The organism is Streptomyces sp. NPDC056231, from assembly GCF_048270745.1.
Classification (GTDB): Bacteria; Actinomycetota; Actinomycetes; order Streptomycetales; family Streptomycetaceae; genus Streptomyces.
In genome coordinates this window covers 1-25,446 of record NZ_JBLVKW010000031.1, presented here as the reverse complement: position 1 = coordinate 25,446, position 25,446 = coordinate 1, and the positions used below count along the sequence as shown (strand labels likewise).

Sequence of the window (25,446 nt, the reverse complement as noted above, 5' to 3'; positions counted from 1 at the left end):
GGGCTCAGGACGAAGTTGCCCGGGAGTGCAGGTCCCCCGCCCGGTCCCCGTCATGGTGCTCCGCTGCGGATTGGGGAGCCTTGGGCCCGGGTCGTTTGCGTGCGGTGCGGAGCAGGGTCGCGATGAGGACTGCCGCGCCCGTCATCAGGACGGCACTGACCACCGAGGCGATCCTGGCCTCTCGGGCGAAGGCGTCGAAGGCCGCGTTCCGCAGGGATTCGGCGGTGCCCCTCGGGAGGGCAGCGGCGGTCTCGACGGCGCCGCCGAGTGTGCTCCTGGCCGCCTCCAGCTCCTTGGACGTCAGGCCGTCAGGAGCGCTGACCGCCAGTTCCGAACGGTAGACAGCGGTGCCGATGCTGCCCAGGAGCGCGATGCCCAGCGCCCCGCCGAACTCGGCAGAGGTCTCGGCCAGGGCTGAGGCCGCCCCGGCCCGCTCCGGTGGTGCGGCGGACAGGATCACCTCGGTGACGACTGCGGAGGCGGCGCCGATGCCGATCGAGACGACGGTCATGCCGCTGACGAGGTGGACGATTCCCGAATCGGCCTGGAGCAGGGCGAGCATGACGTAGCCGGCAGTCGCCACGAGCAGCCCGGCGGCGATCACATTGTGTTTACCGATGCGGGGGGCGAGCGCGGTGGCCAGCGCGATACCCAGCGGCATCACGAGGAAGGTGGGCAAGGACCATAGGGCCGACTCCAACGGGCCCATGCCCAGGACGAGTTGCATGAACTGCCAGTTGAACAGGCTGAAGCCGACCAGTCCGAACGTCGCCAGCGCGTCGATGAGCAGGGGCACGTTGAACCGGCGCGTGCGGAACAGCATCATGTCGATCACCGGGTTCGCGGCCCCGTGCTGGCGGCGGAGGAATGCCGCTCCCACAGCGAGTCCGGCGGCACAGCACGTCAGGGGGATCCACCCGAAGCCGTGTTCCGCCAGTGCCTTGATGCCGTAGATGACGCCGAGCACGGCCACGAGGGACATGGCCGCGCCGAGCAGGTCGAACCGGCCCGGCTCGGGGTCGCGGTGTTCGGTGAGCAGGAGCGGGCCGAGGATCAGCAGCAGGACCATCACCGGCACGTTGACCAGGAAGACCGATCCCCACCAGAAGTGCTCCAGGAGCAGCCCGCCGATGATCGGGCCGAGCACGGCGCCGCCCGCGAAGCCCGCTGTCCAGATGCCGACTGCGGTGGCCCGCTGTGCGGTGTCGTGGAACATGCTCCGGATCAGGGAAAGGGTGGAGGGGGCCAGCGTGGCTCCGGCAATGCCCAGGAGCACGCGGGCCGCGATGAGTGTCTCGGGGCTGGTCGAGCAGGCCGCCAGGACCGAGGCGGCGCCGAAGGCCGCGGCGCCCGTGAGCAGCACCCTCCGCCGCCCGAAGCGGTCACCGAGTGTCCCCATCGTGATGAGCAGGCCGGCGAGGAGGAAGCCGTAGGCGTCCATGATCCATAGTTGCTCGGAACTGCTCGGACCCAGGTCGGCCGACAGGGACGGGAGCGTGATGAACATGACGGACATGTCCATGGACGCCAGTAGGCAGGGCAGCACCAGGACGGCGAGACCGACCCACTCCCCGGCTCCGGCTTTTTTCTTTTCTTCAGTCATGCCCTCTCCTGGGCTGTGCAGGTCCGGATGGACTCAGCCACCCGGATGCGTACTTTGTACGCAACGACGCGTGCAGAGTACGCACGCACGCCGAAGCGAAACAATGGCTTTTTGACGTGCCTATTTATCTTGGGCTGTGCATGCGCTCGTGTCGGCGGGCTAGAATTTCGACACACCACTGAGGTGTGACGAAAAGGAGTTCGTTGATGTCTGTGCAGCTGGCATGTGCGTCGTGCGGAAGGGTGCTGGAGCCCGCAGACCGGGGGCGGCCGAGGCTCTACTGTTCCCGTGCGTGCCAGGCGAGGGCCTATCGGGCGCGCAGGGCGGAAACGCCGGCCGGCGCCCCGGAGAGCGACGACGGCGCGCGACATCTCACCGTCGAGCGCATCGTGCGGGCCGGGATCGTCGTCGCGGACGCGGAGGGGCTCGACGCGCTGTCGATGCGCCGGGTCGCCATGGAGCTGGGCACCGGCACGATGTCCCTGTACCGGCATGTGGCGTCCAAGGACGATCTGGTGACCCTGATGGTGGAAGCCGCGATGACCGACGTGCCGCTGCCCGACTCACCGCCGCGGAACTGGCGTCACGGCCTCGAACGCGCCGCGTACCGCGACTGGGAGCTTTACCACCGCCACCCGTGGATCCTGCCGAGGGTCATGGTGACGACCCGCGCGTATTTCAGCCCGGCTCTCGCGGCGGACAGCGAAAGCGCCTTCTCCTCGTTCGACGGGCTCGACCTTGAACCCGCCGACGCCTTCCGGTACATGTTCATGTTCGCCTCCTACGTGCAAGGCGTGGCGCTGATCCTCGTCAGCGATGCGGAGGCGGAGCGGCAGTCGAAGAGCGCGGCGAAGCAGGGGACGAAAGCCTCAGGCCAGGTACAGGACCCGCTGTACGAACCCGGGGCGTATCCCCGGCTCGCCCGTGCGATGCGCGCGGGCGCCGAACCCTGGGACCTCGATGCCTTGTTCGCCTCAGGTCTTGCCGGTGTCCTGGACGGCATCGCAGCCGATCTCACGCGACGGGGCATCGACGCCTGAGCTTCGTGCTGCCCGGAGACCGGGACGCCGGTCGCCAGAAGCAGTGTGGCGATGCCGATGGAGGTGCCGCGCGGAGAGCGCGGCGCGCGTCGGGCATCTGACCCGGCTGCGCGACGAGACGGGTGACCGGCTGGATCCGGAGGGCTGCACAACCCCTGAAGCGTCTCGCGGGACTGCGGTAGTTGCACGGGGATCCTCGGCCGCCCTGACGCCTGGGCGCACCCTCGCGCAGCATTTTTTGGTCACCTGACCTATATTCGATTCCATGAACGACGAACTCTCCTTTGACGCCGACGGACCTGTGCTCCTGGTCGGCGGATACGGCACGGTCGGCGCGGAGCTGGCACGGATGGCGGCCCCGTCATGGCCGCTGGTGCTCACGGGGCGGACCGTGCGGCGCGGACAGCGACTGGCGGATGAGACGGGCGCGGAACTGCGCACCTGGGACCTGGCGGACCCGGCACCTTTCCGGGCGCGGGTCAGTGCGGTTGTCAGCGTCGTGAACGATCCGGACGACCGGGTCCTGTGCGCCGCGATCGGCGGCGGGGTTCCGTTCGTGGACGTCACGCGCTGGACCACGCGGTTGCAGCGCGCGGCCACCATCGCGGCACTGGCAGGCCCGACCGCGCCGGTACTGCTGTCCTCCGCGTGGATGGGCGGTGTGACCAGCCTCGTCGCCGCCTTCCTCGGCGACCGGCTCGGCGGTGCGGACACGGTCGACGTGGCCATTCGCTGGGACCTCGCCGACCGGGCGGGCGCGGACTCGGTGGAATTCATGGACCGCCTCGGACTGGACTACGAGGTGGTGCGGGACGGGCAGCGGCGCACGGTCATGCCGCTGAGCGACGTCCGCCGCGTCCGTATCGGGGAGTCGCTCACCCGAGTCGCCAGGATCGACACCCCCGAGCAGTTCACCCTTCCTCTCACCCTCGCCGCCCGGACCGCGACAACCCGGATCGGATTCAGTTCGCCCGCATCCACGGCAGCTCTGCTGGCCGCCAAGCGGCTCGGGTTCTTCCGCTGGGGCCGCGGCGAGCGCTTCACCGGCGCGCGCCGCGGACTGCTGTACGCACCGGGCGAGGGCGGCACGGCCCAACTCCGCATCGACGTCACTCACGAGGGAGACACCCTCTCCGCGACTGTGACCGATCAGGCCGGGCAGGCGCATCTGACCGCACTGGGCGCCCTGATGGGGCTGCGTAGGGTACGCGGCGAAGACGGTGCCCCCGCACCGAGCGGCGTGGTCTTCCCCGAACAGTTCCCGAGTCCGCAGAGCGTGCCGTCGGACCTCGCAGCGCAGGGCGTCGACCTGGTTGTGCGCAGGGCCGTGCGCGACGAACAGGCGGAGGGCAGAGCGGCATGAGCGATCGATCCTCGGAACAGGACAGGCGCACGCCCGCCACGGCCAAGGGCGCCCAGCGGCGTGCCGCGCTTCTGGACGCCGCCGAGAAGATCCTCTTCGAGTCCGGGCACGGTGACCTGACCATGCGGGCAGTGGCGGCCACGGCACAGACCCGTCTGGGGCACGTGCAGTATTACTTCCCCTCCCGCACGGAGTTGATCGCCGCCGTCCTGCGCCGCACCCTGGACCGTTCCCTCGACAGACTGGCCCCATTGTTCACCGACGCGGCCGCGCACACCCCGCCGGACACGGAGGGGCTGATTCGTCAGCTTCTGGCCGAGCACGATGATCCGCGACTCGTTCGGGTCTACGCCGAGTTGTGGGCTCTGGCGGGCCGTGACGAAGCCGTCGCGGCGGTCATGCGCACCTTTTACAGCGATTACCAGGAGCACGTGGCCGGGCTTATCCGCGCCTGCAACCCAACCCTCTCCGACGCTGTCTGCCGGGCGCGGGCAAGGGTTTTCACCGTGCTGATCGAAGGGGCATCCCTCTTCCGGTCCGGCATCGCCGCCCACCGCACCGATGAAGCCGACGCGGAACTCATCAATACGGCCACCGCTCTGCTCGACTGACAGAGTTCTCGGAAGAGCGGGGCGGTACCGGCGTCTGACGGCCCGACTGCCATCGGCCGGCTGAAGTGCCCCCGGAGGCGGGCGGCATGCGGTCGATGCCGCTGACGCGCGGTGAATCGGCCGGGATGCTGCACCGTTCCCGGCCGGGCCAGGCCGACCAGGAGCACGGCCGGGAGGGCCGCTCCCGGCTCGGGGCCGGGAAGTAGCCGGACGCCAACGCTGCGTGCGGATCCGGCGGCGCCGCGCGCCGGCCTGGGCGAGTGTGGCGGCGACGGGATATTGCTCGCCCCTGAGCCCCTTTCGATCCGACCGTCCCGGAAATGGCAACAGAAGTTGCTCGTGATGCGGCGGTGGAGCACTTTGGGGGCCGGAGGTGATCGTAGTGATCAAGACGACGGTGAATACGCACGACGGCGCGGCGCCGACTGGTGACGAGGTCCATGACGTGGTGGTGATCGGTGCCGGAGCATCCGGCCTGAGTGCCGCGCTCCTGCTGGGGCGGGCCCGCCGCAGGGTGGTGGTGATCGATGCCGGCGAGCCGCGTAACGCACCTGCCGCGCACATGCACGGTTTCCTGTCCCGTGATGGCCTGCCCCCGGCGACCCTGCTCGACCTGGGGCGGGCCGAGATCGACCGCTACGGAGTCGATATCGTCCGAGGCCGGGTGGAACATATCGAGCCCGGCTACGACGTGCGCCTGGAGGGCGGCCCCGTGATCGGGGCCCGCCGTCTTCTGGTCGCCACCGGGCTGCGCGACGAACTGCCCGACCTCCCCGGCGTCCGGGAGCGTTGGGGCAAGGACCTTCTGCACTGCCCGTACTGCCATGCCTACGAGGTCCGTGACCAGCCCCTTGCCGTCCTCGGCACACACCCGGGGGCTGTGCACCAAGCTCTGCTGCTCCGTCAGTGGAGCGAGGACATCATCCTCCTCACGCACGCCATCGAACTCTCCCCGCAGGAGCGGGAACAACTGGAGGCGTTCGGCGTGAGGATCGTGGAGGGCAGGGCCGTGCGGCTCGTCGTCGACGACGACCGCCTGCGCGGCATCGAGCTCACCGACGGCAGGGTGATTCCCCGGACCGCAGTTTTCCTGTTTCCCCGGCCCGCACCGCGCGACGACCTCCTGGCTCTGCTCGGCTGCGCCAAGGACGACCAGGGCTGGGTGGTGACGGACCGGACCGGCCGCACCAGCGTGCCCGGGGTATGGGCTGTCGGAAATGTCGTCGACCCACGCGCCCAGGTCATCGCCGCCGCCGGCATGGGCTCCACCGCCGCGTTCGCCATCAACACCGACCTGCTCCACGAGGACGTGGAGCACGCCGCCGCACGGCACCGCGCCACGGCTGCCCTGACATGACGGCCCGGCAGGCCATGGGCGATGCCGTCGTGGCAGCCCGTACTGCCCCCACGAGGAGCCCGGCCGTCCAGCTGGTCGAACGAGCCTGTTCCAGGGGCCGTGCGTCGATCTCCGCAGTCAGATCGTCCCTGGCGTCGGGGTACTCGTTGACGAACACATCGACAAGGAGAGTTTCACCATGGCAGCAAAGCGCAGGGGTCCCGTGGACAGTGTCACCGAGCAGACGTTTCCCGTCCGCGTACTGCAAGCGAAACGGCCCGTCCTGATCCAGTTCTGGGCACCTTGGTGCGGGCCGTGTATCAGGGTCACTCCCATCGTCGAAGAGGTGGCTGCCGAGCGTGCGGGCGTTCTGGACGTCGTCAAGATCAACGTCGATGAGGAGCCCGGACTGGCGGACCGGCACGGAGTCTCCTCGATCCCCGCTTTCGTGGTCTACGCCGACGGCGCCCCTGTGAAGGCGTGGACGGGTGCCGTACCCCAACCTCTCCTGGAAAGAAATCTCGGCCCCTTCCTTCGCTGAGCCCCGGCGGGCGTCACGCATTCCGGCGCGACGGAGGTCGCGGGTTGAGTGCGTGATGCCCGCCGTCCGCACTTCTGGGACTGGAGGAACCACGGACTCGCATCAGGATCAGGACATCGTGTGTGGCGCCCAGATGGGCGTACCAGACCTCGCTCACCTGCGCCGACAGCCGACCTCCGGTTTCGTGCGCCTCGATCTGCCGGACAGACCTCAGCCACCTCCTCCGGATCGGAGTACCTCATGCACCACCACGTTCGCCGCCATACCCATGAGCACGCCCACGACATCGACTGGGACGCTCTCTGCTCCCATCTGGAACGCGAGGCCGAACTGCACACTCCCGCGCTCACCCGGGCCGCGAACTGGCTGCGCGATCTGCTGGGCGGCGCCGACGTGAGGCGTGTACTCGACGTCGGCAGTGGGCCGGGCGTAGTCGCCAGCCTGCTTGCCGACGCCTTCCCGGACGCCGAGGTGGTCGCCGTCGATCAGTCTCCTGCCCTGCTGGAGCGGGCCCGCACGCGTTCGTCCGGTCGTATCACCACCCAACAGGCCGACCTCCCCGGCGAGTTCGGCAGGATCGGCACGGCCGATCTGATCTGGTCCGCCAACACCGTCCATCATCTCGGCGACCAGCAGGCGGCATTGACAGCCCTCGCCGCCCCCCTGCGCCCCGGCGGGCTGCTCGCCGTGGCCGGACGCGGCCTGCCCGTACGCTTCCTCCCCCGTGACATCGGCGTGGGCCGCCCCGGACTCCAGGCCCGCCTGGACGCCGGCAGTGAGGACGGCTTCACCACCATGCGCGCCGAACTCCCGGGCTTCGTCGACGAGGTCGAGGACTGGCCCGCCATGCTGGCCCGGGCCGGTCTCGTCCCCACCGGCACGCGCACCTTTCTCACCGACCTGCCGGCCCCACTCGCACTCCCGGCTCGCGAGTACCTGCGCACCCGTCTCGCCCGGCAACGCGACCAGTTCGGCGAGCACTTGAACGACGAGGACCGCGCGGCCCTGGATGCCCTCCTGCATGCTGACGCCCCCACCGGCATCCTCTGGCGCCCAGACGCCTTCTACCTCACCGCCACCACTGTCCACACCGCCCGCTTCTGTACCGCCTAGAAGGTCACTGAGAACGTTTCAGGGTCTGGCCTCGCCCGGTCCGGCGCGAGGCCAGACCGTTGTGTGACCAGAGGGAATGGGACGAGGAGCTGGTTGGGGGTCGGTGTCTGGGAGACCAGCCGGGAGTTGATCCTCGTCGTCCCGCACCCTTGATCCAGTGCCCGCCCGGCCGCTCGCCGTGTCCTCCGAAGGGCGGTCCCGGAAGCAGGCCTTCCCGGTCAGGCCGAAGGCTCCGCGCGGGACCGGGGCTTGGCCCGGACGTGCACGCGTTCCCCCTGGGGGCCGAACAGGTTGAGCACCTCCACGGGGGATTCGCCCGTGGAGCCGAACCAGTGCGGCAGGCGGGTGTCGAACTCGGCCGCCTCACCTGGCCCCATGACCAGGTCGTGGTCGGCCAGGATGAGCCGCATCCGTCCGGACAGGACGTACAGCCACTCGTGCCCCTCGTGAGTGACCGGATCAGGCTGGTTGTGTTCCGCAGGGATGACCGACTTCCAGGCCTGCAAACGCCCCGGCTGCGTCGACAGCGGAATCACCGTACGACCGTGGTGGACGCGGGGCTTGGAGCGGATCCGCGGGTCGCCGACCTCCGGCGCCCCGACGAGTTCGTCCAGGGGTACCTGGTGGGCCTGCGCGATGGGCAGCAACAGCTCCAGGCTCGGGCGGCGCTGCCCCGACTCCAGTCTCGACAGTGTGCTCTTGGAGATGCCAGTGACCTCGGCCAGCGCCGACAGGGACACGCCGCGCTGGGCGCGGATGCGCCTGAGGCGGGAGCCGACCTGGGCCAGAGTGGCGGCGATCGGTGATTGTTCGTCCATACCCCCATTCCACCTCTCGCGTCCCAGAAATGGCAACCAGGGTTGTCGCTCCAGTGTCAGGCGCGCACTGTCGCGGCAGGAGGTTGTTCCCTTGATCAAAACGACGAACGACAGGAACAGCAGGGGACAGGACGGCGACGTCGACGAGGTCCACGACATAGTGGTGGTCGGCGCCGGAGCGGCTGGCCTCAACGCCGCCCTGCTCCTTGGCCGCGCCCGCCGCAACGTGGTGGCGATCGACGCCCACGAGCCGCGCAACGCGCCCGCCGCACACATGCACGGCTTCCTGCGACGGCCTGCCGCCTGCGGCCCTGCTCGCCCTCGGGCGGGCTCGGCCCAGCGCTTCAGATGCCAGGCCAGCCGGTCGAACACCACAGCGTCGTCGATCCGCGGGTTGTGGCAGCCCAGCGGGTGCCGGTCTTCACGGGTGGGCAGCAGGGCGAGGAACTGGGCTTGAATCGGGTCGAGAATGCGTGATGGGACAGCAGGCACGGATCCCTCGGTGATCACGAAGCGTTGAGAGCTCCATGATCGGGGGCCGCGCCTGCTCTGCCGTCACCTACCGGCGGACGCTCTTACAGGACGTGTCCGTGCGTTCGGTAGGGAACGCCCAGCCGGTCGCCGACCTCGGCGAGGACGTCCGGGCAGAAGTAGTACCAGAGCAGGCGCGTGATCCCGCCGCCGGCTGTCTCCGCTCGGAGGATGTCCTCGACCGCCTCGGTCCCGTCGCCGTCGGTCAGGGTGGCCCACATCAGGATCAGTGGGTCGCCGTCCAGCTCCCGGACTTCGGCGCGCCACCGGACGGAGGCCTCCAGGTGCAGTGTGTGGTGCAGCGAGCCGGCCGCGATCTGGGCTCGCCCGACTTCGTGGGCCATCCCGATGACGTCGCTGACGGCGTCCTCGACGAAGAGCCTGGTCAGTCCATTCAGGTCGTACGCGGTGAACGCCTTCGCGACGGCATCGAGAGTGTCACGGTCGGGAGCAGCACGACGGGCGAGCGCGGTGGCCCGCTCAGGGTCGGCCAGTCGTCCACGGCCACGGTGCAATGCGGCCTTGACCGCCCCCTCGGTGGTGCTCAGCATGGCGGCGATCTCCTTCAACGGCAGGTCGAAGACGTCCTTGAGAACGACAGCGGCACGCTCCTGGGGCGCCAGCAGGGTGGTCACTTCGGCGAGCGCGTCCCGAACCTCGACGGGGTCGGTGACAGGAGGGGCCGCACGTTCGGACGGCTCCACGAGAAGCAGGGCCGGACGGCGGACCTGGTCGAGATAGGCGTTCGTCGCGATCCGCACCAGCCACGCCATGGGGCGCTCGACCGGCTGGTGGGTCTGCGCAGCCCGGGTGAACGCCCGGGCGAGCGTCTCCTGGGCCAGGTCCTCGGCGTCCCACACGTTGCCGGTCAGGCGACGGCAGTACCGGAACAACTCGCCCCGCAGCGGTTCCAGAGCGCCCAGAAACTCACGGCGCGCGGCTTGGGCGGTCTCCAGCATGGGCTGCGGCAGGACGCCGGCTGGGGACGACGGATCGGGCTGAGGCATCTCTTCGTGACTCCTTGCACGTGGACTGGCTGTACACACCAGTACGACGTGACGGCCTTCAACCTGGATACGTAGCCAGATAGTGACCCCGAGCACACCTACCCTCGCCCTTCCCGCCCACCGAGCGGGCCGGCGCCTTGAGGAACAGGCACCTTTGCCCCGTCGAGGCGTGGCGCTGCCAGTCCCGAAGTCAGTCCTCGGCCCGCTGGGTGACTGGTGCGTCGGTGCGGTCGCCAGGGAACTCGTACCAGCGGCGCTGCAGGCAGACGAACTGCACGTCGGCCTGTACCAGCTGCATGAACCCGGAGATGATCTCGGTGAGCCGCTCCTGCGCTTCCGGGTGGGCGAGCCGGCCGTCCTCGGTGAAGCCCTCGTGCGCGCGGGGCAGGCTGAACATGTCGGGGTAGACCCGCGTCCCCAGGTGCTCCAGCGGGATCCGTAGGGCCCACAGGCCGCGGTTGCCACCGATCAGTGACGGGGAGGCCGACAGCAGCAGCGCGTGCCTGGTCTTGAACGGCTGCGGCCGTACCCGCGACACCCAGTCGATGGCGTTCTTCAGCAGCCCCGGGACGGAGCCGTTGTACTCGGGAGACGAGATCACGAACGCATCGCAGCGCTTGATCCGCTCACACAGGGCCAGGGCACCCGCGGGCAGCCCCTCGGAGGCCTCCACATCCCCGTCGTACAGCGGCATGTCGAAATCCCGCATGCTGGCCATGTCGACCTCGGCACCGGCCTCGGCGACCAGGCCCGACGCCAGCGAGGCCAACTGCGCGTTGGTGGACCCGGCGCGCCGGGCCGCACCGAATACAAGAACCCGAACGGGAGCCGGGCCAACGTCCGTGGTCATCTTGCGGTCCCTTCCAGAGAGCGGGGTTCCCTCGACAGACAGTTTTTCCCGGCCCCGGTCTGCCGCACGCGACGACACGCTTGCGGCGGTCTGCGTCACCCTCGAGGCGGTCCCAGGCTGGTGCATGGTGGTGTGGGTGGGCTGGCAGCAAGATCCGGCCCGTTCAGGCCTACGGTTCATCCTGAGCCTGTCCTCCCTTCCAAGGGTGGGTATGAGACGGCTGACCACGGCGACGGCGCGGCGACTCCGATCCGGGTGGCCATCGAGATCAGCCGCGGCCTGCTCGTCGCCACCCTGAGGACCGGGGCACGGCAGGTCTTCGCGATCAACCCGATGGCGGCCTACCGCTACAGTGACCCGGTGTTCCGGCAAGAAGTCCGACCCCGGCGACGCCCTGGTCCTGGCGAACGTCATCCGTACCGACATGCCGGTGCTCCGGCCGCTGCCTGCCGACACCGATCTGACCCAGGCCATCGCTGTCCTCGCTCGCGCCCACCAGGAATCCGCCTGGAACCGGTAGCAGATCGCCAATCAAGTCCGTTCACTGCTGCGTGAGTACTACCCGGTCGCCCTTGACGAACGGCGGCACAAAGCCGGCGGACTGACCAGGCCGGACGCGCAAGACTCGGCTTGCGCCGCCTCGCAGCCGGACGAGATCGTCAGGACGCCGCGCCGCGGCTTCACGGCTTGTGCCCGGACTGCAGATGCCGGGTCCGGGCGATGAGCAGGGCTACGTCGTCGTGGTCGTCCCGGTGGCGCAGTGCGCCCAGCAGGAAGTCGCAGGTCTCTTCCAGGGGGCGGCGGGGGTTGCTGAGCAGGTCGGTGAGCGCCTGGAGGCGGACGTCGATGTCCTCGTCGCGGGTCTCGACCAGCCCGTCGGTGTAGAGGACCAGTTCGTCGCTGATACCCAGATGGAACTCGACCGTCTCGAAGGGGACGCCGCCGACACCCAGAGGGGCTCCGGTGGGCAGTTCCAGCAATTGCGGCATGTGACCCGGCCGGGTCAGCACAGGAGGCAGATGGCCTGCGGTTGCCATGCGGCAGCGCAGGAGGTGCGGGTCGTAGACGGCGAAGACGCAGGTGGCCATGGCGCTGTCCAGACCCACGGCGATGTCGTCGAGCTGAGCGAGGACAGCATCGGGTTCCAGCCCGAGTGCGGCCAGGGTGCGGGCGGCGATGCGCAGCTGGCCCATGGTCGCGGCCGCGTTGATGCCGCTGCCCATCACATCGCCGACCACCAGCGCGGTCTGCTCACCGTGCAGCGGGATGACGTCGAACCAGTCCCCGCCGGCCTCGTCGGCCGCCGCAGCGGGCTGGTATCGGTAGGCGATCTCCAGCCCGGGCCTGGGGGCGGGCTGGGAGGGCAGCAGGTGGCGTTGCAGGGTGAGCACGGCGCGGCGTTGACGCTGGTACCAGCGGGCGTTGTCGATGGATACCGCCGCACGGGCGGCGAGTTCGACAGCGAGCACTTGGTCGTCGTGGTCGAAGGGCTGCAGGTTGCGAGTGCGTTTGAGGTCCAGGACGCCGAGGACCTCACCGCGGGCGATCAGCGGCACCGCCAGGTAGGAGTGCAGGCCCGCCTCATTCAGGAGGGTGGCGGCGTGTGCGTCGCGGGCGATACGGGCAAAGTCGCTCTCCCTCACCCGGGACACCAGGACGGGTCGGGCGGATCTCGCGCACTGGGTGACCAGCCGGGTGGCGTCGTAACTCGCCAGCTCGCCGACCGGGTCGGCGGCCCGGACTGCCGACGTGGGGTAGGCGGTCTTCACCGCGAGCGCACGAAACGACGCAGTGTCGCCGGCGACGTAGGGTTGCGTGCCCCCCAGCACGGAGTCGAGGACGTCGACGGCGACAATGTCGGCGAACTCCGGCACGACTATGTCCGCCAGCTCCCGGGCGGTGACCTCAAGGTCGAAGGAGGTGCCGATCCGCGCAGACGCGTCGGCGATCAGGGCCAGGCGCCGCCGAGTCCGGACGGCGGCGGCAGCCGCCTGCAGCTGCTCGGTGACGTCCACGACCGAGGTGGCCAGGCCGATCACCTGCCCGGAAGCGTCCTCCAGCCGGTAGAACGACACACGCCAGGCGTGCTCCGTGTCAGGGTCGGCCGCGGTGCGGCCGGTAGTGAACTGGTTCAGCCGAGGGACGCCGTCCGCAAGTACGCGCCGCATCGCCGATTTGGTGGCGTCGGCGTCCAGGAACGACAGCACCTCGCCGACGTGCCGGCCCAGGTGTTGCTTGGCGGGCAGGCCGTTGATGCGCTCCAGCGCCGGGTTGACCAGCACGTACCGCAGGTCGGAGTCCATGACCGCAAGACCCATCGGGGATTGCGACACCAATCGCACAGACAAGGCCAGATCCCGCTCCACGCGTTGCAGCGTGGCGTGGTCGGACGCGATGCCCAGCGCGTAGAGACGGCCGTGCTCGTCCTCAAGACGCATGTTGCGGAATTCGGCCAGCCGGGTGCTTCCGTCCTTGTGGCGCACCGGAAATACGCCGGCCCAAGCCCCGCAGCCCGCCATGACCTGCGCGAACAGGGACTTCACCCGCTCCCGATGCCGTTCCTCGACGAGCAGGTACATCGCGCTGCGGCCCAGTGCCTCCCTGGCGGTGTAGCCGAACAGTTCCTCGGCCTGCGGGCTCCACAGAGCGATCCGGCCCTCGGCGTTCAGGACGACCGCAGCCACACCCAGCACATCGAGCAGCCCGCCCGGCGTGGCCGAAGGATCAGCCGCCCCCAGGTCAGTGTGGCCGAGCAGGCCGTCGGCCTCAGTCACGGCCGGACCCTCCTTCCCCTCAGAGGCCCACACCGCCCGCGCGAACCGCCTCGCCGCCGTGGCTTCCCTGTATACCTTCCAGTGTGTCCATCGTCCCCCCACCGGCCGACAGCGGCAGATCCGAGCCCGGATTCCGGGCCGTTTCCCGTCCAGGGTGTTTCCGGGGGTGTCGGCGGACCGCGAGGGAACAGCCGACAAGTATCAGTAAGGGGTGCAGCAGCCGCAGCGACGATGGTGCACCGCCGCCAACAGCTCCTGAGCCGCCACCCTCGCCCTATGGACATCGTCCTCAGCCAGCAGCTCCGCCGTTCTCCGCCCACTTCTGACTGCCTCGTCAGCTGCCCACTGCACCCCGCCTGTAGCGTTGCCACGTTCGAGTGCTGTCTGCAGCGACTCGATCACACCAGCCCGGCAGGTCACGGTCTTCGTGACCGCGATCTCCTGAACGTCGACGGCCCTGACACCATCGGCGTGGTATCAGGGCCGTCCCGCGGGTCCGGCGTGGGGCACCGGATTACTGCAGTTGTCTAGCACATTGCCGCAGAGGGGATGTAAGAGACACGCGCGTTCGAAGCGACGTGACCTCTTGCGGGCGATGGATCCGCCAGGCGCCTGGCCGATGGCCTGGCCGAGCTGTGCCGCCAGATCGGGCCAGTGACTGTTTCGCTCGACGGCCCGGGTCGTGGGGGCGACCGCAGGCCTGCGTGACATGCCGATGCCTTCTTGGTCCGCGAGAAACGGTGTGGTGGGTCGGTGTGGCGGCCGGGGCGGCGGGTGGACGGCGAGGACGGTTGTTCAGGGTGGTGGGGGGGCGTGGGTGTGCGGGATCCGGCGTTCATGCTGCCGAGAGGGTGATCGGGCGTCATCAAGTCGCCCAGAAGGCCTAATCATGCACCAAATAAGCTTACTTTCATACGGATTGACGGTGTGTCATGCGCCGATCGGCGTGCGGTGGGGGTCGTTCGTACACCCGGTCGGCCCCCTAGCGATACGTCCGATATGACAGCTAAAGGCGCCATAAGTACGTTCATTGCAGGCCGGTTGCCCGGCTGCCCCTCAGAGACAAGGGAGAAGTGACATGAAGACGCGTACCGTCGCCGTGACCGCTGCCGCAGTGGGCGCCGCGGTCATCGCCACCACTGGCATCACCTATGCCTCGGCTGCCGGATCCACCCAGGCTGCCCCGTCCTACCAGCAGGCTGCTCCTGCTGTTCAGCAGGCCGCTCCTGACGCGGCTCCGCTGGGTGGTGAGGGCGGCGGGAACGGCGGTGGCGGCAAGGGGAACGAGGGAGGCGGCTACGGCGGCTACGGCGGTAACGAGCGTGGTGGCAAGAAGGAATTCCGCTTCCACCGGGAGGGCCGGATCTTCATCAACGAGCGGTCGTACTCCGCCCGTGGGGAGGACGGCTGCATCACGGTGGTGAGCGGTCTGGGCTCCAAGAGCTTCAACGTCCGTAACGACAGCCGCCGGACCGTTGAGTTCTTCCAGGGCGCGACCTGCGACAACGGTTCCCCGGTCGCGACGGTCGGTCCCTGGAGCACCAGCAACAATGTCTTCACCCATCGCCACATCCGCGGCGGCGTGAAGGTCCGCAATGGTGTCGTGGGCAGCTTCCGCGTGGTCCGCGACCACTGGGGCGACCGGGACGACCGGGGCGGCCGCGGCGATGAGGGCTACGGGGGCGAGTGGTAAGACAGCCGCATGCATCACAAGGAGACCCCGGCCCGTCGGAATCGGGCCGGGGTCTCCGGCATACGGCGGCAATCCCCAGCAGACACCCGGAACGGCACGGTCGTACCCACGCACAAGCCTGATGGGCCTTGATCGAAGCGACGTTGACGGGCTGGAGGGAAGCCCGACTCGACCGCAGATCCACCGGCCAGCCAGCTCGGTCGAACTACGCGACGTATTCAATGTGATCCTGTACGTCAACTGCACCGGAGTTCCCTGAATATGCCTCCCGCGCGACTTCCCGAACCACGGCACCGTCTACGTCGCCGTGGTCTGTCGATGGCGGTCACCGCTGCCGCTTCATCTACGGGCAAGGGAGGCAAGCGAAGCCCCAAAAGAGTACAAATGTCATATGAGTGAGAAATCAGAAAATCTGCATGACGTGGATGAATGGGCCGACCGCATCCGGGACGCCTCGTCCGGGTCCGATGTGAAGGCTGTCCGCAAGGTCGTCAACGACATTTACCGCGCCGCCCAGGACGAACTCGACAAGGAGCGGGCGCAGGCTGAGTACGAACGCGAGGAGTAGCCGTCCGAGCTCATTCCGTGCCTGGAGTTGAGCCTAGGGGCCGCGCGGCGTCCGGAACGGCTGGATCTGCGGTGATCCGTCGGCCGCCGGGCTGGTGCGAAGGCGCTGGTCATGGCGGAGGCGGCGGTCTGTGCGATGGTCAGGAAGGAGCCATTCTTCTCGTCCGGCCCGTCTCGCACGTTGATGCCGGTGGCGCCGGGCGAGCCGCTGTCGCAGCGGCGTGAGCTCCACTGTCGGTGACCGGGTGGTCGCGTTCACCGATTTGTTCGTTGCCGCCGCGAGCAAACCGGGAGCCCAATCAAGCCTTCCTCGCCCCTGGCTGCGCGATCAGCTGCCGGCATCGCCTGCGTCCCCCTTGCGTGACGAGCTCAAGACGCCTGCTTGCCTGCCTGTCCATTCCGGCGCGAGCACCGACCAGACCTCCTCGTCGGGCCGCTTCCCCCAATAAAGACAGCTCTCCCGCAGCACGCCGTCTTTGGTCATCCCGAGCCGCCTGGCCACAGCGATGCCAACCTCATTCGCTGCCGAGACCCACCACTCCACGCGGTGGATGCCCTGTTCCTCGATCGCTCAATCGGTGATCACGCGCGGCCCGGGTCGCCAGGCCCTTGCCCACCGCCGACGGCTCCAGCCCCAGCAGCTCGCCTCTGCGGTGCCCTGCTCGACGTCCAGAGTCCGAAAGAGGACCGCGCCGACCAACTCGCCGTCCATCCGGATGCCGTGGAGTCGGCCGGTATAGGGCGCGGTCCTGTCTGCGTACGCCTGGAGGAACGCCCGGCTCGATCCAGGTCAGTGACGACGTCGGGGAGCGCGTTGTGCTGCCCGATGAACTCCCGTCCTCGGTCGATGTGGGCCAGGAACTCTTCGGCCCGCCACGGCTCGAGCCGGCGCATCTCGGCACCGTCGTTGTCCAGGGGTGTCGCGTACAACGTCACCATTCACGGTCGGTATCAGCGCACTCGGCGAAGGGATCTTCTCACGGGCGTCTGCGGTGGCGCGGCCTCGGCGCTCCGATGTCCCAGGCCGGCCCGGGTGGCGAGACCTGTGCTCCCGCTTCGGGCGCGGCGGCTCGATTTGCCCCCCGCGGCTCGTCCGGCACGATCCCCCAAGGCGTGCCCACGGCCCATCAACGGACAACCAGTGCCCTTCCCGGCAGAGCTTGCTGGGAGGGGCACCAGCTTCTGGGCCGCATCCAGGTGCCCCGACTGGGGTGCGGCAGGCCCCGCGTGCGCCCGCGACGGGTGCGGGCGGACAAGGCGTACGCGTCCCGCAAGAACCGCGCCTACCTGCGGCGTCGCGGTGACCGCTGCACCATTCCGGACAAGGCCGACCAGGTCCGCAACCGCAAGAAGCGCGGGTCCAGCGGTGGCCGGCCACCGAAGTTCGACCCAGGACTACAAGGCCCGGCACGCGGTCGAGTGCGGCATCAATCGCCTCCAGTGACATCGAGCCGTGGCCACCAGGTACGACAAATTCGCGCTCTGCTACGAGGCTGCCGTCCTCGTTGCCGCCATCAACGAATGGTTGTGACGTACTGGTCCGACGACAACTCGAACACCCGTACTCGCCGACCGCAGGTGGGATTGACGGTCTCACGGACCGGATGCATCCCCAGTTTGGTCATGATCCGTTCGGAGGCGTCGTTGCCCACTTGGGCGATGCTGACGATCCGCTCCAGCCCTCGCTCTTCGAACCCGAACCGTACAGCGGCCGCAGCTGCCTCGGTGGCCAAGCCCTGCCCCCAGTGGGAACGTCCCAGCCGCCAGCCGACCTCAACCGCCGGCAGTACCTCCGGCAAGAAGTCGGGCACCGAAAGGCCGGTGAACCCGGCCAGTTCGCCAGTGGACCGGATCTCTACGGCGAACAGGCCGAAGCCCTGTGACTCCCACTCGCTCTCCCATGCCTGGATCCCACCGCGAGTCTGCTGTTCGCCACGGACGCTGCCGTCACGGATCCACCGCATGACCTCGGGGTCGGCATTGACGGCAGCCATGGGCGCAACGTCTTCCTCGCGCCAGCGACGCAGGATCAAACGGGGAGTCTCAAGCGTGACCATCCGATCATTCTGGATCACAAATGGGCTCTCCGTCATCCTCACCAGGCACTTTCGATACACGCCTTAGTGGCTCCATGTTGCGTCGGTTGGTGCCGGTGCCGGTGCCGGTGCCGGTGCCGGTGCGGGTGCGGGTGCGGCGGGGTTGGGGTGGTGAGGATGTGTTGGCTGGGTTGAGTGATGGGTGTTCGGGGTGGTGGCGGGTTGGGGTGGGGTGCTGCCGGGTGGGTGAGGGGGTGGAGGTTTGTCGCTCGGGTGGGCTAGTGGTGTGCCAGGAGGGCTTATTTTGTTGTTATTTGACGGTGTATCAGTTGATTGTGAAGGGTGTGGGGAGTGGGGTGTTTACACCCGGTCGGCCCTGTGGGGGGGGCGCTGTGGATCTGTCCGATATGACAGGTAAGGGGGTTGTAAGTACGTTCGTTTCAGGTCGGCTGCCCAGCCGACGTCTCTGAGACAGGAAGAAGTGACATGACCACGCGCACTGTCGCTGTGACCGCTGCCGTAGTAGGCGCAGCGGTTCTGGCTACTACTGGCATTACGTATGCCTCGGCTGCCGGCTCGGCTCCGGCTGCTGCGTCCGCTCAGCAGGCTGCTCCGCTGAGTGGTGACGGCGGGAAGGGCAACGGCAACGGGAACGGGAACGGGAACGGGAACGGGAACGGGAACGGCAACGGGAACGGGAACGGGTTCGGCAACGGGAACGGGTTCGGGAACGGCAACGGGTTCGGTAACGGGAACGGTTACGGGAACGGCGGTGGCGGCAAGGGGAACGAGGGAGGCGGCTACGGCGGCTACGGCGGTAACGAGCGTGGTGGCAAGAAGGAATTCCGCTTCCACCGGGAGGGTCGGATCTTCATCAACGAGCGGTCGTACTCCGCCCGTGGGGAGGACGGCTGCATCACGGTGGTGAGCGGTCTGGGTGCCAAGAGCTTCAACGTCCGTAACGACAGCCGCCGGACCGTTGAGTTCTTCCAGGGCGCGACCTGCGACAACGGTTCCCCGGTCGCGACGGTCGGCCCGTGGAGCACCAGCAACGGCGTCTTCACCCGTCGTCACATCCGCGGCGGCGTGATGGTCCGCAACGGTGTCGTGGGCAGCTTCCGGGTGGTCCGCGACCACTGGGGCGACCGGGGCGGCCGGGGCGACGAGGGCTACGGCGGCGACGAGGGCTACGGCGGCGACGGGGGCGAGTGGTAACAGACCGCTTGCGTCATAAGGAAACCCCGGCCCGTCGGAATCGGGCCGGGGTTTCCGGCGTGGGGGCGCCTGTGGGCGGGTGCCTGTTCGGGGCGGTGGTACGGGTGCGCGGCGGGTACCTGGTGCCCTGTACATCGGCTTTGCCATCTTAGGTGTTCGCTGCTGTCCCGTGTGCCGTGGTGGGCGGGCTCGGACGGCTGAAGCCCCGTGACCCGGGCTCCGGCGGGTGTCTGTTGAGTCGGCACGTGGCGCGGTACCGGTGGTGCCGCCGGCCTCCTGGCCAACGCTCGGTTGCGCGAGCGCGGCGTCTTCTACTCGGACAACATGCCGCTCTAGTACCTGGTGACTGTCCTGGTCATCGCGACGTCCTCCTACCGCGACACCCGGAAGACCGTCATTGCCCTCGCCGACCGGATCCCCACCCGGGCCGCCTGACCGGACCTGCCCGAGCACGCGGACTACCCCCGCACCCGCGCCAAGCTGAAACGCACGAGTCAAGCTCGACATCCTCACGGGGGACGACGTCGGCAGGCGCTGACGGTTGGCGCCTGCAGACACGTCCTGAAGTCGATGGCCGACCGGGACCTGGTGGACGCCTGGCAAGCGGCGATGCGGGACGAGCCCGTTCCTCTCCCGGGCACTCCGTGCTGATCCGCCACCACCCGGACCAGGTCCGGCGCGGCGAGGGCCTGCCGAGGAAGCCGATCACCGGGCGCGAGGAGGAGATCCTCAAACTCTTCGCCGAGGTCCGCTCAGCGAGAGACATCGCCGAGCTGCTGGTGATCAGCGTGAAGACCGTCGACCGCCATCGCGCCAACCTGCTGCAGAAACCGGGCATGTGCGACCGGGGCGAACTCACCTGCTACGCCATCAGGACCGGCCTGATCGAGCCATGGCGCTGGCGTCGCGCGCCGCCACCTCGCAGACCTCGCCGACCCAACCGTTCCTTATCTGACGGGTCGGCGTGAGCCATGCTGTTCCCGGTCGGAGGGCGTACGTGCCTCCGGCTGGGAACAGCTGCATGCGAGGCCGCATCAGCGAAGAGTCTCATAAACGGTACAAGTAGAGAAACGCAAGGACGGATTGACATGCAATCACACACGTTCATCTACGCACTGCCCTGGCTCCTGGGAGCAATTCTGCAAATCGCGGCAGAGGTTCGCGAGCGCATGTCCCGGAAGAACCACGCGCAGGGGCGCACCCGCAAGCTGCTCGAGATCCGATGGCTCTCGGCGAGTATTGTTGCAGGTGGGGCGTTGGGCGGGTCGTTCCTCGGTGGCCTGGCCAGTTCCGAATTTCACGCGATATGGGTTGTGAACTACACGCTCTGGCCTCTTTTTGTGTTCATTGGGCTCACGAGGCTCCTGGGAAGATCGCCCGGAGTAGCGGCAAGCGCGATGCTGTCTGTTTTCGCTGGTCTCGTATCCTTCCTCCTCGTGGGCAGTCTTGGGTGAACACGTCATGCGAGTCGCAGAGCGCGCACGAGATGACCGCTGCAGACAGCAGCGGCAACTTCGGCCTCGGCCTGGAGACGGCTGGCCTCCCTCTGCCCCGTGTCACCTCATGAAGAATGATCAGGAACAGGACGGGCCGGAACACACCGAGCCGGGCGGCACCATCGGGTGAGCCGGATCAGCGGCCTGCACGACCGCGTCGACCCGGCCGTCGTGTCCCACGCCGTCGCCTGGACACCGGCGACCCGGATGCCGCGATCCGGGCCTACGCGCCGTGGGGCGTCGACTGGGTCACCGAGGTCGTCCTGTCCTATAACGCCGACGTCGACAACGCCGTCGCCGCCAACCAGGCCGTCATCGCCGCCTGTCGGCTGCGGCGGCGGTGTGTGCCGACGTGGCCCCGACAGGCCGGCCGACACGCAGCCGAGTCGCGGCAGATGGTCGTGGCTCAGTGAGCTTCTTCAGCGTTGCCGCTCCAGTGTGAGGATGGCCTTGGCGATTGACGTCATGCGGTTGGGGCTGCATCGGGACCTGCGGAAGATTCGCCAGGACTTCAGCCTCGCGACGCCGCGTTCGACGGGTGCTCGTGCTGCGGCCAGTGCTTGGTTGAGGCTCTTCTCGGTGGGGGTGAGTTCCTGCAGAGGTCTGCGTTTGATGCCGGTCGTCAGCCATGGGCCAGCACCTTGGTAAGCGAGATCGGCCACGATGGCAACGTCCTGGCGCTCGCAAATCCGGATGATTCGGTGGGTCCGAGCGGCGGTCAGGTCGTGGGCTCGGCCTGGCAGGGCGGGCGAGAGCCACAGCAGCCGGCCGCCCGGGTCGGTGACGACCTGCACGTTTACGCCGTGCCGCCGGTGCTTGGCGGAGTAGTCGGCCCGGCCATCGCCGACCCGGTCGCACTCGACGAGGGTGCCGTCCAGCAGAACGAAGTCCGGTTCGTGCTCGCGCAGCGTCTTCAGCAGGCCCGGCGCCTGGTCGGCGAGCAGATCGACGACCGCGTTGGTGTAGGCGTGGGCGGTGGACTCGCTAATCCCGAAACCGGCTGCGATCTTCGCCAAAGTGGTGTGCTCGCGCAGGTACACCAGTGCCACCATTGCGCGTTGAGACGGACGGAGCTTGCAGCGGCAGTTGCCCTCACGGGTGACGATCAGCATGGTGACCCACTCCACGAGTGCATGCGGCAGGTCGAGTGCGGCAGGATGGGCGACCAACGAGACCTCCGAGCAACGTGATTGAGACGTCAGACATCTCGATCAACAGCCCGGGGGCAGCTCGTTGCGCTTCACGGTCCATCACTGTGACTGAGCGCTTCATTTGGCGATACACGCCACATGAAGCGCTCACGCGGACCCGGAGCCCCTGGGGTCTTCAACTGCTGGCCTTCGAAGTCGGGTAAGTGAACGTAACCATGTATGGGTGAGTGTCGTTGTCAGAGTGTGAATCTGACGGAATGGGCGAAGACGCAGGGCGTGCATCCGCAGACCGCGTATCGCTGGTTCCGTGAGGGGACGCTGCCGGTACCGGCTCAGCGGGTTGGTCCACGCACGATCCTGGTGAACATCGAGGCCAGTACCGCACCGGAGGTGACCGGTGGGATCGGTCTGTATGCCCGCGTCTCTTCCCATGACCAGAAGACCGATCTGGAACGTCAGGTCGCCCGGCTGTCCCGTTGGGCTGCAACGTCTGGTCACCGCGTCGTCCGTGTGGAGTCGGAGATCGGCTCGGGCATGAACGGTTCCCGGTCGAAGGCGAAGCGGCTGCTAGCCGATCCTGCCGTGACCTGCCTGGTGGTGGAGCATAAAGACCGGCTCGGCCGCATGAACGTCGAACTGGTTGAGGCCGCACTGTCCGCCAGCGGGCGGCGTCTGGTGGTGCTGGACAATGGCGAGGTCGAAGACGACCTCGTACACGACATGGTGGAGGTTCTGACCTCCTTCTGTGCTCGCTTGTACGGCCGCCGCTCAGCCAAGAACCGCGCTCGGAAGGCGCTGGAGGCAGCCGAGCATGGTTGACACCAAGCTGCGCACGATCGATCCGCCGTTCGTCGCTCTCGGACCTTCGGGCGTGGCGATCCGCGACCGGCTCAAAGAGCTGACGGCCGAGGATGAGACGGTTCTCCGCGCAGTCGGTGACCTGCTCGGTTCGCTCGCAGGGAAGGACCTCAAGACGCGTGCTGCGGCCGCGTTCGACCACGACAGCGATCAGTGGGCGGAGCGCAAGCGCGCCTTGACCGGACGGTCGTCGTCGCGGTGGGCGGGCAGCATCACGAAGGCGACGCACGATCAGTGGGCGCTGGCCCGGCGCTGCCAGCTTGCTCACATCCAGTGCCTTGAGGCTGGTATCCGCACGATTGCGCACCGCCTGTCGCTGCCTGTGGGAGAGAAGGGCACCGGGCGGGCGCCGGGCGGATACCGCACCGCGCAGGAATGGTTCGCCAAGACCCGACGCCTGCACGTGCTGGAGGACCGGTTGGCCACCGAGCGGGCCGACCGCGAGGCCGGGCGGGTGCGCGTAGTGCGCGGCGGTAAACGGCTGATCAACAACCGCCGCAACCTAGCCGCTGCCCAGTTGACCGAGCAGGAGTGGCGGCAGCGCTGGGAGGCCGAGCGCCGGTTCCTCGCCGCGGACGGCGAGTCCGGGAAGCGCTACGGCAACGAAACCATCCGCGTCACACCCGCCGGAGAGGTCTCCCTCAAGCTGCCCGCGCCGCTGGAGCATCTGGCTAACGCACAGCACGGCCGGTACGTGCTCGCCGCGAGAGTGTCGTTTCCGCACCGGGGCGAACAGTGGCGCGACCGTGTCGAGGCGAACCGGGCTGTGGCCTACCGCATCCACGAAGACACCATTCGCGGGCGCTGGTACCTCACTGCGTCGTGGGCGATCCCGCCGGTCAAGACGGTTCCGCTGGAGACGGCCCGCGCTGGTGGGCTGATCGGCGTGGACACCAACGCCGACCACCTGGCGGCCTGGCGGCTGGACAAGCACGGCAACCCGGTCGGCCAGCCGCGACGATTCGACTACGACCTGTCCGGCAGCGCGGACCACCGCGACGCCCAGGTCCGGCACGCGATCATCCGCCTCCTGCACTGGGCCGCACGGCGCGGCCTGTCCATTGCGATCGAAGACCTGGATTTCGCAGCGGAGAAGTCCCGCGAGAAGCACGGCCACAGGAAGCGGTTCCGCAAGCTGATCTCCGGCATGCCCGTGTCCAAGCTGCGGGCACGGCTCGTATCAATGGCAGTCGAGCTCGGTATCACCGTCGTCGCCGTGGACCCGGCCTACACCTCCAGATGGGGCGCCCAGCACTGGCAGAAGCCCCTCACCAGCAAGACCAGGAAGACCACTCGCCATCACGCGGCAGCGGTGGCGATCGGAAGGCGCGCCCTGGGGCACCCGATCCGGCGACGGATGGCACCGCCCCCGCACGACCAGAGCGATCGTGCGGGGCATCGGACCGTCCAGGCCGACTCGGGTATCCCAGGGCGTGAGGAACCCCGCCCCCGCATCCCCGGACCACGCACACGATGCGCTGACGCCGGGTGTGGCGAGAACGCGGGGAACCAGGACGCCCAACACCGTTCGGGACGTCCGGCTGAGCATGGGTCCTGGCAACAGGACTCACCCCCGCTCAGTCTTTAGGAACGGTCAGTCCTGATCTTGGGTGTACTGAGCTGCGTACCAGCTGGAGTCGATGGCGGGGTTGCGCAGGGACCCCCAGAATCGGTCGTCAGGTATCGGTGGCAGTGGCGGATTGCCCAGGTCGGCATGCAGATCCGCACGCCAGTCGAGAGTGAAGTGACTCCGGGTCTGCGCGCTCTCGCACACGGACCTGTAGGGGGACCCCCAGATCCCGAGGGCTATCTTCTCCGCGGCCCACCTGCGAGTGATGTCTCGGCCAGTGTTGGCCTGCGCGAGCACCGCGCGGAGTCGCAAGGCGAGCGGCTCGGTCTGGTCCGGCCGTGGTGGGGCCACACCGCGCTCCCACGCGTCCAGGGCTGCCTTGACCTCCGGGTAGTTGTTCAGGCCCGTTTCGACCGCCAGTCTGCGCAGCTGCTTCCGCGCGGCCTCAACCACCTGCTCATACGGCAGGATCGCGATCAGTGCACCGAGTTCCTCATGTCCGTCCAGGTAGCTCGCGTGGAGGAGGTCGGTGGGACTCTGGGACAGGTCCAGCTCTGGCAGCTGCTCATCCGGTGCGGGAAGGGGCTCGTCGGCACTGCACTCCGGCCTGGCAGGCAGAGGCCCCTCCCAGAACAGCCGGCCGTTGAACGTGACGACACCAGCGTCCTGGCCGCGCTCAAGCTTGCCGGCCAATTCGGCAAGATACCCACCCAGCGAGTCGGCCTCCCCGAAACTGGTGCCGGTCTCGTCGAAGAACCGTCCGATCGCACCATAGGAGTCCCGCCCAGTACGGCAATCCATCAGGAGACCGTCCGACGTCACGTCATAAGAACCGAACTTTACGTAGCCGCGAAGCCAGTAGCCCTCGGCCTCCCCGCCGAGGCCTTGGTCGATGCCGCGCATGAACCCGGTATCCCCGAGGATCCCGCTCACTCCGAGCAGCCGGTCGCCCGTGCTGAACCGGAAAGCCTCAGGTCCCTCCAACGCCCCATTGTGTCGGAGGAGTGAAGCGACCAGGTCCGGAGGAAAGGTGACACCCAGTTCCTCCTGCGCTGCCGCGATCTCCTCGTCTCCTGCGGGCGGCCGAAGCGTGGCGAAAGTGCGGGGCGCGTGCTCGCGCAGCCACGCGTCGATGCGAGTCCATGAGTCCTGGACCAGGTCTGCTTTCATAGGGCCGACCCTAGTAGGGCTTTGTTAGGTCCTGTGGTGTGGTTCTGGTGTCGGTGCGGATTGGCCGCATATCGAGCAGGCGCCGGTCCAGGTGGCCAGGAGG

Annotated in this window: 20 protein-coding genes and 5 pseudogenes; 15 read left to right on the top strand and 10 right to left on the bottom strand. The window is 68.2% G+C overall.

Annotation, left to right across the window (positions count from 1 at the left end; genetic code table 11):
- Positions 1-4 precede the first annotated feature (4 nt).
- On the bottom strand, positions 5-1,603 hold the full coding sequence (locus tag ACNPQM_RS23115; protein WP_418085555.1) for an MFS transporter: 1,599 nt from the start codon (positions 1,601-1,603) through the stop codon (positions 5-7).
- Positions 1,604-1,809: 206 nt separating this feature from the next.
- Between ACNPQM_RS23115 and ACNPQM_RS23110 the strand changes: the two genes are divergently transcribed.
- The 6 genes from ACNPQM_RS23110 to ACNPQM_RS23085 all read left to right on the top strand — a co-directional run bounded on the left by ACNPQM_RS23110 (position 1,810) and on the right by ACNPQM_RS23085 (position 7,607).
- Positions 1,810-2,643, top strand: a complete 834-nt coding sequence (locus ACNPQM_RS23110) for a TetR/AcrR family transcriptional regulator (protein ID WP_418085554.1) — start codon at positions 1,810-1,812, stop codon at positions 2,641-2,643.
- 265 nt (positions 2,644-2,908) lie between these two features.
- Positions 2,909-4,006 carry a saccharopine dehydrogenase gene (locus ACNPQM_RS23105; protein ID WP_418085553.1) on the top strand — a complete coding sequence of 366 codons (1,098 nt, stop codon included), beginning with the start codon at positions 2,909-2,911 and terminating at the stop codon, positions 4,004-4,006.
- The gene (locus ACNPQM_RS23100; protein WP_358862225.1) at positions 4,003-4,617 is read left to right on the top strand and encodes a TetR/AcrR family transcriptional regulator; all 615 of its coding nucleotides are present in this window, start codon (positions 4,003-4,005) and stop codon (positions 4,615-4,617) included. Before ACNPQM_RS23105 ends, ACNPQM_RS23100 begins: the two co-directional genes overlap by 4 nt.
- A 382-nt stretch (positions 4,618-4,999) precedes the next feature.
- Complete coding sequence (locus tag ACNPQM_RS23095; protein ID WP_418085552.1) at positions 5,000-5,974, top strand: NAD(P)/FAD-dependent oxidoreductase; 975 nt, start codon at positions 5,000-5,002, stop codon at positions 5,972-5,974.
- A 178-nt stretch (positions 5,975-6,152) separates the two neighbouring features.
- Positions 6,153-6,494 carry a thioredoxin family protein gene (locus tag ACNPQM_RS23090; RefSeq protein WP_418085551.1) on the top strand — a complete coding sequence of 114 codons (342 nt, stop codon included), beginning with the start codon at positions 6,153-6,155 and terminating at the stop codon, positions 6,492-6,494.
- Between the two features lie 240 nt (positions 6,495-6,734).
- On the top strand, positions 6,735-7,607 hold the full coding sequence (locus tag ACNPQM_RS23085) for a class I SAM-dependent methyltransferase (RefSeq protein ID WP_418085550.1): 873 nt from the start codon (positions 6,735-6,737) through the stop codon (positions 7,605-7,607).
- Between the two features lie 218 nt (positions 7,608-7,825).
- Here the strand turns inward: ACNPQM_RS23085 and ACNPQM_RS23080 are convergent, their stop codons facing one another.
- On the bottom strand, positions 7,826-8,425 hold the full coding sequence (locus tag ACNPQM_RS23080; RefSeq protein WP_358862229.1) for a helix-turn-helix domain-containing protein: 600 nt from the start codon (positions 8,423-8,425) through the stop codon (positions 7,826-7,828).
- A 157-nt stretch (positions 8,426-8,582) separates the two neighbouring features.
- Here ACNPQM_RS23080 and ACNPQM_RS23075 point away from each other — a divergent pair.
- Positions 8,583-8,757 (top strand): annotated as a pseudogene (locus tag ACNPQM_RS23075) (NAD(P)-binding protein); the annotation flags it as partial.
- Positions 8,758-8,782: 25 nt separating this feature from the next.
- Here ACNPQM_RS23075 and ACNPQM_RS23070 read toward each other — a convergent pair.
- The 3 genes and pseudogenes from ACNPQM_RS23070 to ACNPQM_RS23060 all read right to left on the bottom strand — a co-directional run.
- Positions 8,783-8,917, bottom strand: a pseudogene (locus ACNPQM_RS23070) (IS5/IS1182 family transposase); the annotation flags it as partial.
- A gap of 83 nt (positions 8,918-9,000) precedes the next feature.
- Positions 9,001-9,963 (bottom strand): sigma-70 family RNA polymerase sigma factor, encoded by a 963-nt coding sequence (locus ACNPQM_RS23065; protein ID WP_418085549.1) that lies wholly within the window; start codon positions 9,961-9,963, stop codon positions 9,001-9,003.
- A 190-nt stretch (positions 9,964-10,153) separates the two neighbouring features.
- A complete protein-coding gene (locus tag ACNPQM_RS23060; protein WP_358862231.1) occupies positions 10,154-10,813 on the bottom strand; it encodes an NADPH-dependent FMN reductase in 660 nt (219 codons plus the stop codon).
- 219 nt (positions 10,814-11,032) lie between these two features.
- Between ACNPQM_RS23060 and ACNPQM_RS23055 the strand changes: the two are divergent.
- Positions 11,033-11,462, top strand: a pseudogene (locus ACNPQM_RS23055) (IS110 family transposase); the annotation flags it as partial.
- 31 nt (positions 11,463-11,493) lie between these two features.
- Here ACNPQM_RS23055 and ACNPQM_RS23050 read toward each other — a convergent pair.
- Positions 11,494-13,587, bottom strand: a complete 2,094-nt coding sequence (locus ACNPQM_RS23050) for a SpoIIE family protein phosphatase (RefSeq protein WP_418085548.1) — start codon at positions 13,585-13,587, stop codon at positions 11,494-11,496.
- 1,078 nt (positions 13,588-14,665) lie between these two features.
- Here ACNPQM_RS23050 and ACNPQM_RS23045 point away from each other — a divergent pair.
- Complete coding sequence (locus tag ACNPQM_RS23045; RefSeq protein WP_418085547.1) at positions 14,666-15,280, top strand: hypothetical protein; 615 nt, start codon at positions 14,666-14,668, stop codon at positions 15,278-15,280.
- Positions 15,281-15,671: 391 nt separating this feature from the next.
- Complete coding sequence (locus ACNPQM_RS23040) at positions 15,672-15,848, top strand: hypothetical protein (protein ID WP_418085546.1); 177 nt, start codon at positions 15,672-15,674, stop codon at positions 15,846-15,848.
- Between the two features lie 327 nt (positions 15,849-16,175).
- On the opposite strand, the pseudogene ACNPQM_RS23035 reads toward ACNPQM_RS23040, so the two are convergent.
- Together ACNPQM_RS23035 and ACNPQM_RS23030 are read right to left on the bottom strand one after the other, a co-directional pair.
- Positions 16,176-16,777: pseudogene (locus ACNPQM_RS23035) on the bottom strand (GNAT family N-acetyltransferase).
- A gap of 584 nt (positions 16,778-17,361) precedes the next feature.
- Entirely contained in the window at positions 17,362-17,904 is a 543-nt protein-coding gene (locus tag ACNPQM_RS23030; protein ID WP_418085599.1) for a GNAT family N-acetyltransferase, read from the bottom strand.
- A 465-nt stretch (positions 17,905-18,369) separates the two neighbouring features.
- Between ACNPQM_RS23030 and ACNPQM_RS23025 the strand changes: the two genes are divergently transcribed.
- The 3 genes and pseudogenes from ACNPQM_RS23025 to ACNPQM_RS23015 all read left to right on the top strand — a co-directional run bounded on the left by ACNPQM_RS23025 (position 18,370) and on the right by ACNPQM_RS23015 (position 21,007).
- Positions 18,370-19,098: a hypothetical protein gene (locus ACNPQM_RS23025; RefSeq protein ID WP_418085545.1), complete on the top strand. Its 729-nt coding sequence runs from the start codon at positions 18,370-18,372 to the stop codon at positions 19,096-19,098.
- 528 nt (positions 19,099-19,626) lie between these two features.
- Positions 19,627-19,991, top strand: a pseudogene (locus tag ACNPQM_RS23020) (response regulator transcription factor); the annotation flags it as partial.
- A 677-nt stretch (positions 19,992-20,668) separates the two neighbouring features.
- Positions 20,669-21,007: a hypothetical protein gene (locus ACNPQM_RS23015; protein ID WP_418085544.1), complete on the top strand. Its 339-nt coding sequence runs from the start codon at positions 20,669-20,671 to the stop codon at positions 21,005-21,007.
- A gap of 6 nt (positions 21,008-21,013) precedes the next feature.
- Here ACNPQM_RS23015 and ACNPQM_RS23010 read toward each other — a convergent pair whose 3' ends face one another.
- Complete coding sequence (locus tag ACNPQM_RS23010; protein ID WP_418085543.1) at positions 21,014-21,763, bottom strand: transposase; 750 nt, start codon at positions 21,761-21,763, stop codon at positions 21,014-21,016.
- Between the two features lie 225 nt (positions 21,764-21,988).
- On the opposite strand from ACNPQM_RS23010, the gene ACNPQM_RS23005 reads away from it, so the two are divergent.
- Positions 21,989-22,564 carry an IS607 family transposase gene (locus ACNPQM_RS23005; RefSeq protein ID WP_418085542.1) on the top strand — a complete coding sequence of 192 codons (576 nt, stop codon included), beginning with the start codon at positions 21,989-21,991 and terminating at the stop codon, positions 22,562-22,564.
- Positions 22,557-24,191, top strand: coding sequence for an IS200/IS605 family accessory protein TnpB-related protein (locus ACNPQM_RS23000; RefSeq protein ID WP_418085541.1), 1,635 nt, complete (start codon positions 22,557-22,559; stop codon positions 24,189-24,191). Before ACNPQM_RS23005 ends, ACNPQM_RS23000 begins: the two co-directional genes overlap by 8 nt.
- A 6-nt stretch (positions 24,192-24,197) precedes the next feature.
- On the opposite strand, the gene ACNPQM_RS22995 is transcribed toward ACNPQM_RS23000, so the two are convergent.
- Positions 24,198-25,343, bottom strand: a complete 1,146-nt coding sequence (locus ACNPQM_RS22995; protein WP_418085540.1) for an SMI1/KNR4 family protein — start codon at positions 25,341-25,343, stop codon at positions 24,198-24,200.
- Between the last annotated feature and the right edge of the window lie 103 nt (positions 25,344-25,446).

Bases quoted from the DNA above. Each gene is read 5' to 3' on its own strand.
- ACNPQM_RS23115 (WP_418085555.1), bottom strand. From the start codon at position 1,603: ATGACTGAAGAAAAGAAAAAAGCCGGAGCCGGGGAGTGGGTCGGTCTC.
- ACNPQM_RS23110 (WP_418085554.1), top strand. From the start codon at position 1,810: ATGTCTGTGCAGCTGGCATGTGCGTCGTGCGGAAGGGTGCTGGAGCCC.
- ACNPQM_RS23105 (WP_418085553.1), top strand. From the start codon at position 2,909: ATGAACGACGAACTCTCCTTTGACGCCGACGGACCTGTGCTCCTGGTC.
- ACNPQM_RS23100 (WP_358862225.1), top strand. From the start codon at position 4,003: ATGAGCGATCGATCCTCGGAACAGGACAGGCGCACGCCCGCCACGGCC.
- ACNPQM_RS23090 (WP_418085551.1), top strand. From the start codon at position 6,153: ATGGCAGCAAAGCGCAGGGGTCCCGTGGACAGTGTCACCGAGCAGACG.
- ACNPQM_RS23085 (WP_418085550.1), top strand. From the start codon at position 6,735: ATGCACCACCACGTTCGCCGCCATACCCATGAGCACGCCCACGACATC.
- ACNPQM_RS23080 (WP_358862229.1), bottom strand. From the start codon at position 8,425: ATGGACGAACAATCACCGATCGCCGCCACTCTGGCCCAGGTCGGCTCC.
- ACNPQM_RS23065 (WP_418085549.1), bottom strand. From the start codon at position 9,963: ATGCCTCAGCCCGATCCGTCGTCCCCAGCCGGCGTCCTGCCGCAGCCC.
- ACNPQM_RS23060 (WP_358862231.1), bottom strand. From the start codon at position 10,813: ATGACCACGGACGTTGGCCCGGCTCCCGTTCGGGTTCTTGTATTCGGT.
- ACNPQM_RS23045 (WP_418085547.1), top strand. From the start codon at position 14,666: ATGAAGACGCGTACCGTCGCCGTGACCGCTGCCGCAGTGGGCGCCGCG.
- ACNPQM_RS23040 (WP_418085546.1), top strand. From the start codon at position 15,672: ATGAGTGAGAAATCAGAAAATCTGCATGACGTGGATGAATGGGCCGAC.
- ACNPQM_RS23030 (WP_418085599.1), bottom strand. From the start codon at position 17,904: ATGGTCACGCTTGAGACTCCCCGTTTGATCCTGCGTCGCTGGCGCGAG.
- ACNPQM_RS23025 (WP_418085545.1), top strand. From the start codon at position 18,370: ATGACCACGCGCACTGTCGCTGTGACCGCTGCCGTAGTAGGCGCAGCG.
- ACNPQM_RS23015 (WP_418085544.1), top strand. From the start codon at position 20,669: ATGATCAGGAACAGGACGGGCCGGAACACACCGAGCCGGGCGGCACCA.
- ACNPQM_RS23000 (WP_418085541.1), top strand. From the start codon at position 22,557: ATGGTTGACACCAAGCTGCGCACGATCGATCCGCCGTTCGTCGCTCTC.
- ACNPQM_RS22995 (WP_418085540.1), bottom strand. From the start codon at position 25,343: ATGAAAGCAGACCTGGTCCAGGACTCATGGACTCGCATCGACGCGTGG.